Source organism: Marinihelvus fidelis (genome assembly GCF_008725655.1).
Classification (GTDB): domain Bacteria; phylum Pseudomonadota; class Gammaproteobacteria; order Xanthomonadales; family SZUA-36; genus Marinihelvus; species Marinihelvus fidelis.
This window is the reverse complement of record NZ_VYXP01000002.1, coordinates 312,120-325,382: the sequence shown is the minus strand read 5'-3', so window position 1 is coordinate 325,382 and position 13,263 is coordinate 312,120. Positions and strand designations below refer to the sequence as shown.

11 protein-coding genes are annotated in these 13,263 nt (G+C 65.2%); 2 read left to right on the top strand and 9 right to left on the bottom strand.

Annotated features, from left to right (window positions below; all coding sequences use genetic code 11):
• Positions 1-88 precede the first annotated feature (88 nt).
• The 5 genes from lpdA to purB form a co-directional block, all read right to left on the bottom strand.
• Positions 89-1,516, bottom strand: coding sequence for a dihydrolipoyl dehydrogenase (gene lpdA / locus F3N42_RS02820; RefSeq protein WP_150862860.1), 1,428 nt, complete (start codon positions 1,514-1,516; stop codon positions 89-91).
• 80 nt (positions 1,517-1,596) lie between these two features.
• On the bottom strand, positions 1,597-2,760 hold the full coding sequence (gene odhB, locus F3N42_RS02815) for a 2-oxoglutarate dehydrogenase complex dihydrolipoyllysine-residue succinyltransferase (protein WP_150862859.1): 1,164 nt from the start codon (positions 2,758-2,760) through the stop codon (positions 1,597-1,599).
• Between the two features lie 66 nt (positions 2,761-2,826).
• The gene (locus tag F3N42_RS02810) at positions 2,827-5,640 is read right to left on the bottom strand and encodes a 2-oxoglutarate dehydrogenase E1 component (RefSeq protein WP_150862858.1); all 2,814 of its coding nucleotides are present in this window, start codon (positions 5,638-5,640) and stop codon (positions 2,827-2,829) included.
• Positions 5,641-5,759: 119 nt separating this feature from the next.
• Positions 5,760-6,902: a JmjC domain-containing protein gene (locus F3N42_RS02805; RefSeq protein ID WP_150862857.1), complete on the bottom strand. Its 1,143-nt coding sequence runs from the start codon at positions 6,900-6,902 to the stop codon at positions 5,760-5,762.
• Positions 6,899-8,278 carry an adenylosuccinate lyase gene (gene purB, locus F3N42_RS02800; RefSeq protein ID WP_150862856.1) on the bottom strand — a complete coding sequence of 460 codons (1,380 nt, stop codon included), beginning with the start codon at positions 8,276-8,278 and terminating at the stop codon, positions 6,899-6,901. Before purB ends, F3N42_RS02805 begins: the two co-directional genes overlap by 4 nt.
• Positions 8,279-8,443: 165 nt before the next feature.
• Between purB and F3N42_RS02795 the strand changes: the two genes are divergently transcribed.
• Entirely contained in the window at positions 8,444-9,838 is a 1,395-nt protein-coding gene (locus F3N42_RS02795; protein WP_150862855.1) for a class II fumarate hydratase, read from the top strand.
• A 22-nt stretch (positions 9,839-9,860) separates the two neighbouring features.
• Here F3N42_RS02795 and F3N42_RS02790 read toward each other — a convergent pair whose 3' ends face one another.
• Genes F3N42_RS02790 through F3N42_RS02775 form a run of 4 tightly spaced genes read right to left on the bottom strand, consistent with a single transcriptional unit; the run spans position 9,861 to position 12,285 of the window.
• On the bottom strand, positions 9,861-10,808 hold the full coding sequence (locus F3N42_RS02790; RefSeq protein ID WP_150862854.1) for a hypothetical protein: 948 nt from the start codon (positions 10,806-10,808) through the stop codon (positions 9,861-9,863).
• The gene (locus tag F3N42_RS02785) at positions 10,805-11,710 is read right to left on the bottom strand and encodes an ABC transporter ATP-binding protein (protein ID WP_150862853.1); all 906 of its coding nucleotides are present in this window, start codon (positions 11,708-11,710) and stop codon (positions 10,805-10,807) included. The genes F3N42_RS02790 and F3N42_RS02785 overlap by 4 nt, the downstream gene beginning before the upstream one ends.
• A gap of 2 nt (positions 11,711-11,712) precedes the next feature.
• Complete coding sequence (locus F3N42_RS02780; protein ID WP_150862852.1) at positions 11,713-12,081, bottom strand: GntR family transcriptional regulator; 369 nt, start codon at positions 12,079-12,081, stop codon at positions 11,713-11,715.
• A gap of 6 nt (positions 12,082-12,087) precedes the next feature.
• On the bottom strand, positions 12,088-12,285 hold the full coding sequence (locus F3N42_RS02775; protein ID WP_150862851.1) for a hypothetical protein: 198 nt from the start codon (positions 12,283-12,285) through the stop codon (positions 12,088-12,090).
• A gap of 183 nt (positions 12,286-12,468) precedes the next feature.
• Here F3N42_RS02775 and F3N42_RS02770 point away from each other — a divergent pair, with 183 nt between their 5' ends.
• Positions 12,469-13,155 (top strand): FKBP-type peptidyl-prolyl cis-trans isomerase, encoded by a 687-nt coding sequence (locus F3N42_RS02770; protein ID WP_150862850.1) that lies wholly within the window; start codon positions 12,469-12,471, stop codon positions 13,153-13,155.
• Positions 13,156-13,263 lie beyond the last annotated feature (108 nt).

The following is a 13,263-nucleotide window of genomic DNA, read 5'->3' as shown; positions in this document are numbered from 1 at the left end:
GTCGTGGGGAACGACGGCATCTTAACAGACCGGAAATGGGGTCAGGCCGGCCTGCCACCTGGACGGGGCAGGCCGGTTGACGAACGGCTCAGTTGGCGCGGTGAATCGCCCGCCTGTCGACGTGCAGGGCCGCTTCGTGCACCGCTTCCGACAGCGTCGGGTGGGCGTGGACGATGCGGGCCAGGTCTTCGCTGGCGCCGTGAAATTCCATGGTTACCACGCACTCGGCGATCAGCTCGGAGGCCTGCGCGCCGATGATGTGCACGCCCAGGACCTCGTCGGTCTCGGCGTCGGCCAGCATCTTGACCATGCCGTCCGGGGAGCCCGCGGCCAGGGCGCGGCCGGTGGCGGCGAACGGGAAGGTGCCGACCTTGTAGTCGATGCCTTCGTCCTTCAGCTGCTGCTCGGTCTTGCCCACCCAGGCGATTTCCGGGTCGGTGTAGATCACCCAGGGCACGGTGTCGAAGTGGATGTGCGCGGGCTTGCCGGCAATCAGTTCGGCCACGGCAATGCCTTCTTCCGACGCCTTGTGCGCCAGCATGGGGCCGCGCACGCAGTCACCGATGGCCCAGACGCCCTCGGCGCTGGTCTGCGAGTTCTCGTTGACCTCGATCTGGCCGCGGTCGGTGAGCTTGACCCCGGAATCGTCGGCCAGCAGGCCGTCGGTGTAGGCGCGGCGGCCGACGGCCACCAGCAGCTTGTCGAAGCTGAGCTTGCTCTCGCCGTCCTTGTCTTCAACGGTGACCTCGACCTGGCCCTTCTTGACCTCGGCCTTCTTCACCAGCGTGCCCAGGCGGATGTCCAGGCCCTGCTTCTTGAAGGCGCGGGCGGCCTGCTTGGCGATGTCGGTGTCGGCGGCGGCAAGGAAGTCAGGCAGGGCTTCGAGCAGCACCACCTCTGAGCCCAGGCGCTTCCACACCGAACCCAGTTCCAGGCCGATGACGCCGGCGCCGATTACGCCCAGCTTGCCCGGGGTTTCATCGAATTCCAGTGCGCCAACGTTGTCGACGATGTGCTCGCCGTCGAACTCGACGTTGGGGATGGCGATGGGCACGGAGCCGGAGGCCAGGATGACGTTCTTCGCTTCCAGCGTGACCGCGTCGCCGCCATCAGCCGGGGTGACCTCGACCTTGCGGCCGGCCAGCAGCTTGCCGGTGCCGTGGAACGACTCGATCTTGTTGGACTTGAACAGCATGGCCACGCCGCCGGTGAGCTTCTTCACCACGCCGGCCTTGCGCTCGATCATCTTCGGCACGTCGATGGCGACGTCACCGGTGGTGATGCCGTGCTCGGCGTAGTCGTGCTGCACGTGGTGGTAGTGCTTGCTGGTGTCCAGCAGGGCCTTCGAAGGCACGCAACCGACATTCAGGCAAGTGCCGCCCAGGGCCAGCTTGCCGTCCTTGTCGGAGTATTTTTCCACGCAGGCCGTTTTCAGGCCCAGCTGGGCGCAGCGAATGGCGGCAACATAGCCGCCGGGGCCGCCGCCGATAACGATGACGTCAAACTTGTCGGACATAATGAGCTCCCAAATTGTGGGGTCAGAGTCGGGTCAGAGTAGAGCCAGAGTCGACTCTGGCTCTACTCTGACCCCCGTTCTTACAGGTTTAGCAGCAGGCGTGCGGGGTCTTCCAGCGCTTCCTTCACGGCCACCAGGAACTGCACGGAGTCCTTGCCGTCGATGATGCGATGGTCGTAGGACAGCGCCAGGAACATGATCGGGCGGACGACGATATCGCCGTTCACCACCACCGGGCGTTCCTTGATGTTGTGCATGCCCAGGATCGCGCTCTGCGGCGGGTTCAGCAGCGGCGTCGACAGCATCGAGCCGAAGGTGCCGCCATTGGTGATCGAGAAGGTGCCGCCCTGCAGGTCGTCCAGCGAGATGGTGCCTTCGCGCGCCGCCACGGCGTATTCGCGGATGCCGGATTCGATCTGCGCCAGGCTCATGCGCTCGGCGTTGCGCAGCACCGGGACCATCAGGCCACGCTCGGTGGACACCGCGATACCGATATCCATGAAGCCGTGGTAGACGATCTCGTCGCCGTCCAGCGAGGCGTTGACCACCGGGTACTTGGCCAGGGCGTCGCAGACCGCCTTTACGAAGAAGGACATCAGGCCCAGCTTGGTGCCGTGAGTTTCGGCGAAGGTGTCCTTGTACTTGGCGCGCAGGTCCTGCACGGCCTTCAGGTCCACTTCCTGGAACGAGGTCAGGATGGCCGCGGTGTTCTGCGCGTCCTTCAGGCGTTTGGCGATGGTTGAGCGCAGGCGGGTCATCTTCACGCGCTCTTCCGCGCGCGGTCCGGTGGGGCCGCCGGCCTTCAGGAAGTTGACGACGTCGCCCTTGGTCAGGCGGCCGCCGCGGCCCGATGCCGGCACGTCGGACGGGTTCACGCCTTCTTCCTCGACGATGCGGCGGGTGGCCGGGGACAGTTTCTCACCACCAGCGGCGGGCGCCGCGGCTGGTTTGTCGGCCGTCTCGGCGGTGGCCGGGGCTTCCTCGGCGGCCGGCGCGTCTTCGACTTCGCCTTCCTCGACCACGCCCAGCACTTCGCCGCTGGTCACGGTCTCGCCGCTGTCGGAGGTGATGGATTTCAGGACGCCGTCCACGGGGGAGGGCACTTCCAGCACCACCTTGTCGGTTTCCAGGTCCACCAGGTTTTCGTCGCGGCGGATGGTGTCACCGGGCTTCTTGTGCCAGGCCGCAACGGTGGCGTCGGTCACGGATTCCGGCAGGACGGGGACTTTGATTTCAATGCTCATGGCGAATCTCTGTCTTCAATTAGGCGTTCAGTGCAATGGGTTCAGGGGCGTTGTCATCACGCCGCCTCAGAATTGGTGGCCTTTGCCCAGGGTCAGGGCTTTCGTAACCAGCTTTTCCTGCTCGGCCAGGTGCACCTTGAAATAACCGGTGGCCGGTGACGGCGAGCGGCGGCGGCCGACGTAGAACAGGTCGTGGCCCTCGCCCAGGCTCACCTGCAGGTGATGGCGAATCTGGTACCACGCGCCCTGGTTCTTGGGCTCTTCCTGGCACCACACCACTTCCTTCAGGTTCGGGTAGGTGGCCAGCAGCGCCTTCAGGTCGGTTTCGGGGAACGGGTGCAGCTGTTCGATACGGACCAGGGCGATGTTGCCGGCCTCGGTCTCGGTGCGCTTGGCGTCCAGGTCGTAGTAGACCTTGCCGGAGCACAGCACCAGCCGGTCAATGGCCGACTTGTCCGTGACCTGGCGATCATCGATGACCAGCTGGAAGCCGCCTTTCTCCACACGGTCCAGGGGCGACGTCGACGCCTTGTTGCGCAGCAGGCTCTTGGGCATCATCACCACCAGCGGTTTGCGCGTGGCCTGCATCATCTGGCGGCGTAGCATATGGAAGATCTGCGCCGGAGTTGACGGCACGCACACCTGCATATTGCCGAACGAGCACAGCTGCAGGAAACGCTCCAGGCGCGCGGAGGAATGCTCCGGGCCCTGGCCCTCGTAGCCATGCGGCAGGAACAGCGTCAGGCCGCACAGCCGACCCCACTTGGCCTCGCCCGAGGCCAGGAACTGGTCGATGACCACCTGGGCGCCGTTGGCGAAGTCGCCGAACTGCGCTTCCCAGATCACCAGCGTTTCCGGCGCGGCCGTGGCGTAGCCGTATTCGAACGCCATCACCGCTTCCTCGCTCAGTAGCGAATCGATGACCGTGACGTCCGATTCCGGGCGCAACTGTGCCAGCGGCAGCAGTGTGCTGCCGTCGGCCTGGTTGTGCAGCACGGCGTGGCGGTGGAAGAAGGTGCCGCGGCCGGAATCCTGGCCCACCAGGCGCAGTTTCTTGTCCTGGTCGATCAGGGTGGCGTAGGCCAGTGTTTCGGCAAAACCCCAGTCCATCGGCAGTTCGCCGGCGGCCATTTTCCTGCGGTCGTCGACGATGCGCTGTACCCGGGGGTGCAGCTTGAAATCCGCGGGGATGTCCAGCAGCGCGTTGGCCAGTTCCCTGGCCCGCTTGACCGGCACGCCGGTGTCGGGCGGCGGAGGCGGCTCGCTGGAGTCGTAGTCATGCCAGTTGGCGGCGTGCTCGTTGGTCCGCGGCTGCGAGTCGACGTCGGCCACCTGCTCGCCGCGGTCGAGTTTTTCGCGGTAGGCGTCCATCATCGCCTGGGCCTGGCCCTTCTCGATGGTGCCTTCGCCTTCCAGTTTCTCCGCGTACTTGGCGCGGGTGGTCTTCAGGCCGCGGATGATGTCGTACATCACCGGCTGCGTGGCTGAGGGCTCGTCGGCCTCGTTGTGGCCGTGGCGGCGATAACAGACCAGGTCGATGACCACGTCGCGCTTGAAGCGGGTGCGGAAATCGCAGGCGATCTTCATCACGTGGTGGACGGCCTCGGGGTCGTCGGCATTGACGTGGAAAATCGGCGCGTGAACCATCTTGGCAATCGCCGTGCAGTACAGCGTCGAGCGCGCATCACGCGGGTTGCTGGTGGTGAAACCCACCTGGTTGTTGACGACGATGTGCATGGTGCCGCCGACCGCGAACCCGCGGGTTTCGGACATCTGGAACAGTTCCATGATCACGCCCTGGCCGGCGAACGCGGCGTCGCCGTGAATCAGGATGGGCATGACCTGGTCGTGGCTCTCGTCATCGCGGCGTACCTGGCGCGCGCGGGCGGAACCGACCACCACGGGGTCGACGATTTCCAGGTGCGATGGGTTGAACGCCAGCGCCATGTGCACCGGCCCGCCCGGGGTCTGGATATCGGACGCGAAACCCAGGTGGTATTTCACATCACCGGAACGGCCGGGGTGATCGTCGTGCTTGCCTTCGAATTCGTCGAACAGGTCCGCCGGGGACTTGCCCAGGATGTTGACCAGCACGTTCAGGCGGCCGCGGTGCGCCATGCCGATCACGATTTCTTCAACGCCGTTGGCGCCGGAGTGCAGCATGGTCTCGTGCAGCAACGGGATCAGGCTCTCGCCGCCTTCCAGCGAGAAACGCTTCTGGCCGACGTACTTGGTGTGCAGGAATTTCTCCAGCCCCTCGGCCGCGGTCAGCATCTCGAGCAGGCGGACCTTTTCCTCGTTGCTGGTGCCGAAATCACCGCCGCAGCCCTCCAGGCGTTCTTCCAGCCAGCGGCGCTTGCGGGTGTCGACAATGTGCATGAACTCGGCGCCGATGCTGCGCGTGTAGACCTTCTTCAGCAGCGCCTCGATATCGCGCAGCTTCATGCGGTTGGGTGCGGCCAGCCAGCCGGTGTTGAATTCGCGGTCCAGGTCGGCGTCGTTCAGGTCGTGGAACGACAGGTCCAGGTCGGGAACCGGCGGGTGGTGAGGGCGGCCCAGTGGGTCGATCTTCGCGATCTCGTGACCACGCACGCGGTGGGCGTTGATCAGGCGCATGACGCCGGCCTGCTTGTGGTCCTGGCTTTCGGACGCCACCGGGACGGCCTGGCCGCCCATGCGGCCCAGCAGCCTGAAGTGTTCCTGGATGTCCAGGTGGCCGCGTTCGCTGCCATCGCCGCCCAGGCCCTGGAATACCTCGCGCCACTGCGCCGGTACGCTGGAAGGGTCTTCCAGCCAATCTTCGTACATGGCCTCGATCCAGGCCGCGTTGCCCCCGTTGAACTGCGAGGAGGCGTAAAGCGCTTTCAGGGTGGATGACACTGGTCCGTTCCGTTGTTTCCTGCACGCCCCGACACCGGGGCAAGGGGGCCGATTATAACGGTTCGGTCACGGATTAACAGGAAAATCGATCGTGATATATCACAATCGAAACAACGGTTTCAGTCGCTTTCGCCGCTATCCAGGACCAGGTGGCCGGCGTTGAGCAGTTCCAGGACCGTCAGCGCATCTTCGGCGTGCAGTGGCAGGGGCAGTTCGGGCGTGGCCCGGCACAGCCCGGTTGCCAGCTCAACGCGCGTGTCAAAGCGCTCGCCACTGGCGAATAGCAGGGCTTTCCTATTGCGTTCGATCCAGTTGAAGCGCGACCAGGGGTTGCGATAGATCGCCGCACCGCTGGCCAGCGCGGCCGCGAGTGCGTCGCCGGACACCGGTTGCGGCGGCGGGGCGGCCTGGTGGGCCAGGCGGTAAGTGCTCATAAAGCGCGCCAGCACGATGTCCAGCTCATCACCGGACGCGAGTGCATCGCGGGCCGTGTCGGCCAGTCGTCGCAGGGCGTCGGCATCGATTTCACCGCTGCGCAACCCGGTCTGCAGCTGGCCCCGGTCGGTGTAGCGGCCGCCCTTGTCCGCTGATTCGGCCAGGTGTTCTCCCGTGGCCACCAGCAGGTCGGCGGCGCTGGGCGCGCGCAGGCCGATCGAGTAGGTCAGGCCGGGCTCCAGGGCCACGCCGTGATGCGCGACGCCGGGTGGCAGGTAGAGCATGTCGCCGGGCTCCAGGACCCAGCTGTTCTCGGGCTCGAAGCCCGCAAGCATATCCAGGGGCACGTCGTCACGGCGCGCGGGCGCGAACTCGCGGGCGATCTCCCAGCGCCGGCGCCCCTCGGCCTGCAGCAGGAACACGTCGTACTGGTCAACGTGCGGGCCGACCGAGCCGCCGGTCGCGGCGAACGACACCATGATGTCGTCGAGCCGCCACGAGGGCAGGAAGTCGAAGGCGGCCAGCAGTTCGGCGAGCGGGGGATAGTGCTTTTCGACGTCGGTGACCAGCAGCGTCCAGTCGCGGTCGCCGATGTCATCGAAGATGTCCTCTTCGAAGGGGCCGTGCTCGAGTGTCCAGCCACCGTCGGCCAGCGGGCCGCGGATGATTCGCGACTCCGCCATCGGCTCACAGGCCAGCCCGGCCAGGTCATTGGCGTCGATGGGCGGCTCGAAACCGGGGAATGCGCCGCGAACCAGCAGCGGTTCGCGCTGCCAGTGCCCGGCCAGGAACGTCGCCGGGTCGAGGCCGCCCAGCGCCTGGCTCATTGCCCGCTCGCCAGGTCCCGTGCCAGCGCGGCGGCCAGGCCGGTGTAGTCGCCCGGCGTCAGCGCCTTGAGCTGCTCACGCGCGGCTTCAGGCATGTCCAGGCCGTCGACGAACGCCGCCAGCGAGGCCGCGTCGATGGCGCGTCCGCGGGTCAGCGCTTTCAGCTGCTCGTAGGGGTTTTCCACGCCGTGCAGGCGCATGACCGTCTGGATGGGTTCGGCCAGCACTTCCCAGGCGGCGTCCAGGTCCTCGGCCAGCTTCGGCGCGTTGACCTCGAGCTTGCCCAGGCCCTTCAGCAGCGAGGCATAGGCGATCAGGGCGTGGCCCAGTGCCGTGCCGATGGTGCGCAGCACGGTGGAGTCGGTCAGGTCACGCTGCCAGCGCGAGACCGGCAGCTTCATGGCCAGGTGCTCGAGCAGGGCGTTGGCGACGCCCAGGTTGCCCTCGGCGTTTTCGAAATCGATAGGGTTGACCTTGTGCGGCATGGTCGAGGAGCCGACTTCGCCGGCGACGGTCTTCTGGCGGAAGTAGCCGATGGAAATGTATGACCAGATATCACGGGCCAGGTCCACCATGATGGTGTGGCTGCGGGTCAGTACCTGGAAATACTCCGCCATCCAGTCATGCGGCTCGATCTGCGTGGTGTAGGGGTTCCACTCCAGGCCCAGCGACTCGACAAAGGCCTTCGAGAACGCCGGCCAGTCGATATCCGGGCAGGCGCTGAGGTGAGCGTTGTAGTTGCCGACGGCGCCGTTGATCTTGCCCAGCACGGGCTGGGTTTCCAGCTGCGCCACCTGGCGACGCAGGCGCGCCACCACGTTGGCCATTTCCTTGCCCAGCGTGGTGGGCGACGCGGTCTGGCCATGGGTGCGCGACAGCATCGGCAGCTCGGCGTTGTCGCCGGCCAGCGCCAGCAGCGCGGCGTCGATTTCGGCCAGCTTCGGCAGCAGCACCGCTTCTCGGGCCTCGGCGCACATCAGCGCGTAGGCCAGGTTGTTGATGTCCTCGGAAGTGCAGGCAAAGTGCAGGAACTCGCTGGCCGCGGCCAGGTCGTCTCGTTCGGCGAAGCGCTCCTTGAGGAAATACTCGACCGCTTTGACGTCATGGTTGGTCGTCGCCTCGATGGCCTTCACGCGCGCGGCGTCGTCCTCGCTGAACCCCGCCAGCAGGTCGTCCAGGAACGCGTTGGCCGCAGCGTCCAGCGTGGGGAGGGCGGTGAAGCTGGCATCGGCGGCCAGGGCCTGGAACCAGCGCACCTCGATCAGCACACGGTAACGGATCAGCCCGTACTCGCTGGCAATGGGGCGCAGGTCGGCGGTCTTGGCGGCGTAGCGGCCGTCGACGGAAGAGACGGCGGTAAGCGACGAAAGGTCCATGGAGAAGGTCTCGCAAAGGGGCGAATGATACACCTTCGGCGGCTCGCCCGGCACCACCGCGTACCCAATTCGGCCACGGAATCCGACTATAATGACGGGTTTCCCGGCGCGGTTTTTTGGCCTTGATCGCCGCCGCGCCAGCCAACAGGACACGGAGCTATCCAGATGAGCGATCAGAACAGCACGGCGACGCGCACCGAGCGTGACAGCATGGGCGAACTGCAGGTGCCCGAATGGGCGCTGTGGGGTGCGCAGACCCAGCGCGCGGTACAGAATTTCCCGATCAGCGGCCTGCCGGTGCCGCGCGGTTTCATCCGCGCCCTGGGCCTGGTCAAGGCGGCCTGCGCCGCCGTCAACCGCGACCTGGGCCTGCTCGATGACGCCCGCGCGGAGGCCATCATCGCCGCCGCCAATCGTGTCGCTTCCGGCGAACTGGACCAGCATTTCCCCATCGACGTGTTCCAGACCGGCTCCGGCACCAGTTCCAACATGAACGCCAACGAGGTCATCGCCCACGTCGCCAGCCGCTCGGGCGTCGACGTGCACCCGAACGATCACGTCAACATGGGCCAGAGCTCGAACGACGTGATCCCCACCACCATCCAGGTGGGCGCCACGCTGATGGCGACTGAAGACCTGCTGCCCGCGCTGGAACACCTGCGTTCGGTGATCGACGCGCGTGCTGAAGAACTGGATGAAGTGGTCAAGACCGGCCGCACCCACCTGATGGACGCCATGCCGGTGACCTTTGGCCAGGAACTGGGCGGCTGGTCGGCCCAGGTCCGTTCCGGTATCGAGCGCGTGGAAAGCGCGCTGGTGCGCACCCGCAAGCTGCCGCAGGGCGGCACCGCCGTGGGTACCGGCATCAATGCCCACCCGGAGTTCGGCCCAAAAGTGGCCGCCGCGTTGACCGCCGCCACCGGCGTGAGCTTCGAATCCGCGGATGATTACTTTGAGGGCATCTCTTCACAGGACGCGGCCGTTGAACTTTCCGGCCAGCTGAAGACCATCGCCTGCAGCTTCATGAAGATCGCCAACGACCTGCGGCTGATGAACTCCGGCCCGCTGGCCGGTATCGGCGACATCGAGCTGCCGGCCCTGCAGCCGGGCTCATCGATCATGCCCGGTAAGGTCAACCCGGTGATCCCGGAAGCCACCTGCATGGTCTGCGCGCACGTGATCGGCAACGACGCCGCCATCACCGTGGGCGGCCAGGCCGGCAACTTCCAGCTCAACGTGATGCTGCCGATGGTGGGTTACAACCTGATGCAGAGCGTGGAACTGCTGGCCAACACCTCGAAGGTGCTGGCCGATTCCGCCATCGCCGGCTTCACGGTCCGTACCGACCGTATCGCCGATGCCCTGGAGCGCAACCCCATCCTGGTCACGGCGCTGAACCCGGTGATCGGCTACGAACTGGGCGCGGCCACCGCCAAGCAGGCCTACAAGGAAGGCCGGCCGATCAAGGACGTCGCCCGCGACAACACCGACCTTGCCGACGACGACCTCGACCGCCTGCTCGACCCCCTCGAACTCACCCGCGGTGGCATCAAGGAGTGACGCGTTACGCGTAATGCGTCACTCAGTTGTCCGTGGCGCGGCTGCGTAGCCAGAGCGCGCCGGCCAGGAACACGGCGGCCACGCACAGGCCGCCGAGCATGGGCAGCGAGAACAGGCGATCGAGCATGTTGCCAATGGTGAGCGCGTGATCGAAGCGGTCATCGATGGGGATGCCCAGGAAGGCGCCGACGCTGCCGTTTTCCTCGCCGCAGCAGTTGATGATGGGGGCGTCGACCCACCACTGCCAGAGGATGCCGCCCAGGTTGGCTTCCAGCGTAAACGTGCGCAGGAAGTCGAGCCAGATCTGCAGGACCGCGATCACCGCGGGCGGAATCAGTGCGAACAGCAGTGGCAGGCGCGGCGAGAACGCCGAGACCAGCATCAGCCAGCCGTACATCGGCAGGGCCCAGATGGCGTGCGCATACCAAGAGGCGAGGACGTATCCCCAGGCCTTGAACGGGTTGGCGACAGCCAGGATCACCGGCCACGGGTTTTCGCCCGCGAACATGAAGGTCAGGCTGGCAATGGCGTACAGCGCCGCCATTGTCACGACGAAGGCGATCCAGAAGATCGTCGGCACCACGAACATCGCCGTGAACAGCTTGGAGGCGACCGTGAGAGTGTCCGAGGCCGGCAGCGACTTCCAGAACAGGATGCTGCGGTCCTTGCGGTCGTCGTAGAGCGAGCCGAGCAGGTAGAAAAACACGACGATGCCCATGACGAAGGTAAAGAACGTCGATCCGGCAAAGTTGGCCAGCCATACGGCCTGGCTGCGAATCTCGACGTCACTCTGGGCGATAAACCGGGCAGCCTCCTTCATGGTGCTGAATTCGTTGTCGAAGTAGCTGAAGGTGATCAGCGCCATGGCGGCGCCGGCCATGTACAGGCCGAATAGCGCGATGGGCGTTGCCCGGAAGGCGATGCGGTTTTCCCAGAATTCGCGGCGAACCAGGGCCAGGAAGCGGTTCATGCGGCACCCCCGGCCACGGCGGCCTGCTGGGCGCGCAGGGCGGCGTACTCATCGCCGGCGCCCATGATGGCGACGAACAGGTCGGCCACGTTGGGTGTGTGCAATTCGCCCAGTTCGCCCAGTTGCTGGCGATTGGCGTTGTCGAACAGGAAGATATGCCGGCCCATCAGCTGGCGCTCGTTCAGCGGCCCCAGGGCCCGCGCGGCGTCGGCGTGGTCGGGCTTGACCATCACCTCGGTGTAACGGGACTGTACTTCTTCCATGCTGCAGTCGAGCGCGATGCGGCCATCCTGGATGAAGATCAGGTCGCTGAGGATATGTTCGACTTCTTCCACCTGGTGCGTGGTGATCAGGATGCTGCGGTTCTCATCGAAGTAGTCGTTCAGCAGGTTGGTGTAGAACTGCTTGCGGTAGATGATGTCCAGGCCCAGCGTAGGCTCGTCCAGCACCAGCAGCTTGGCGTCGATGGCCATGACGATGGCCAGGTGCAGTTGCACCACCATGCCCTTGGACAACTGCTTCACACGGTGCCTGGGAGTGATCTTGGTGGTCGACAGGTAGTGCATGCATTTCTCGCGGGAGAAACGCGGGTGCACGCGCTCGGTGACGTCCAGCAGTTCGTGCACGTAGGCCCAGCGCGGCAGCACCGCGACATCGGCGATAAAGCACACGTCTTCCATCAGCGCCGCGCGCTCGCGTGCCGGGTTGCGGCCCAGGACCCGGAGGTCGCCCTCGAAACTGGCCAGCCCCAGGATCGCTTTCAGCGCCGAGGTTTTGCCGGCGCCGTTGGGGCCGATCAGCCCGACGATGCGGCCGGCGGGCACCGACAGCTCGATGTCCCTGACGGCATAGGTCTTGCCATAACGCTTGCTGAGCCCGCGCGCCTCGATGACGTTGCTCATGGTCATTCTTCTCCGTTGTCTTTTGAGTTTCGTGGCAGGTCGTCCAGTGCCAGGCCTAGTTGTTCGATGCGGTTCAGCATGGCCGGCCATTCCTCGCGAACAAACTTGTCGCGTTCTGACTTGACCAGCTGGGCGCGCGCACCGGTGCATACGAACATGCCCAGGCCACGCCGCTTTTCGACCAGGCCTTCATCAACGAGGGCCTGGTACGACTTTGAGACGGTAATGGGGTTGAGCTGGAACTCGGCGGCGACACTGCGAACCGAGGGCAGGGCGTCGCCCTCGGCCAGCGTGCCATCCAGGATCATGGCCACCGTGCGTTCCTTCAGCTGCCAGTAAATCGGCTGGCTGTCATTCCACTGTGCGGACATTCAGCTTCAGCCGCGACGGAACGGCAGCAGTTTGACGCGCGGCAGCCTGACGCGGGCGCTGTTGTCGCCGACATTCTCGGCGGCGGGCTCCGCCGTGGTGGATGACGGGGCCTGCGCGTGCGCTTCCAGTTGATCAATGCCGTTCGGTGTTGAGCCAAAAATGGCCGCGGTGGCCAGCAGCGTCACGGCGGCAGCGGCCACCATGTTAGGGATTCTTTCGCGTCGAAATGTCTTAAGGCGTCGCATCGTGATGCGTCCATGTCATTAGGTGTTGTAGTGAAGTATAACACCATTCGCGCAACGTGCAAGTCTTTTTGTTTGTACGGTTGCGTGTGGCCGGTAGAGCGCCGACAATGCGCGATTCACACGTTTCAGGAGCAATCCCTCATGAAAGGACCGATGGTCCGCGGCCTTGCGGCCGCCACGCTGACGCTGGCCATGAGCGCCAACGCCGCGGAATTGGAAAACGACGCCCAGAAGCTGGGCTACATGATCGGCATGGACATTGGCGAGTCACTGCGCCAGCAGGGCACGCACGTCGATCTGAACTCGCTGTTTGAAGCGATTCGCACCACTTACTCCGGTGAAGAACCGGCCATGACGCCGGAGCAGGCGCAGGCCGTGCGCGAGGCTTTCGTGCAGCAGCGCCAGGCCGCGATGGCCGCCGAGAAGAACGCCCTGGGTGCGCAGAACAAGGCCGAAGCCGATGCCTTCCTGGCGGAAAACGCCGGCAAGGACGGCGTGGTCACCACCGCGTCCGGCCTGCAGTACAAGGTCATCGAGCCGGGTGAAGGCGCCAGGCCAGGCCCGACCGATTCGGTCACCGTGCATTACCGCGGCACGCTGCTGGACGGCACCGAGTTCGACAGCTCCTACTCCCGCAACGAGCCGATCTCGTTCGCGCTGGACCGGGTCATCCCGGGCTGGAGCGAAGGCGTCCAGTTGATGCCGGTGGGCAGCAAGTACGAGTTCTACATTTCTCCGGAACTGGGTTACGGCGAATCCGGCGGCGGCCCGATTCCGCCGAATTCGGCATTGATTTTCGAAGTTGAACTGCTGAGCATCGACGGCTGATCCCAGCCTGATTATTGCCCAGCACAGGTGCCGGACCCGGTCGCACGATGGGGTCCGGCACTTTAGTGTCACAATCACGGATTAGACTCCGTAGGTTTTACAGGTACA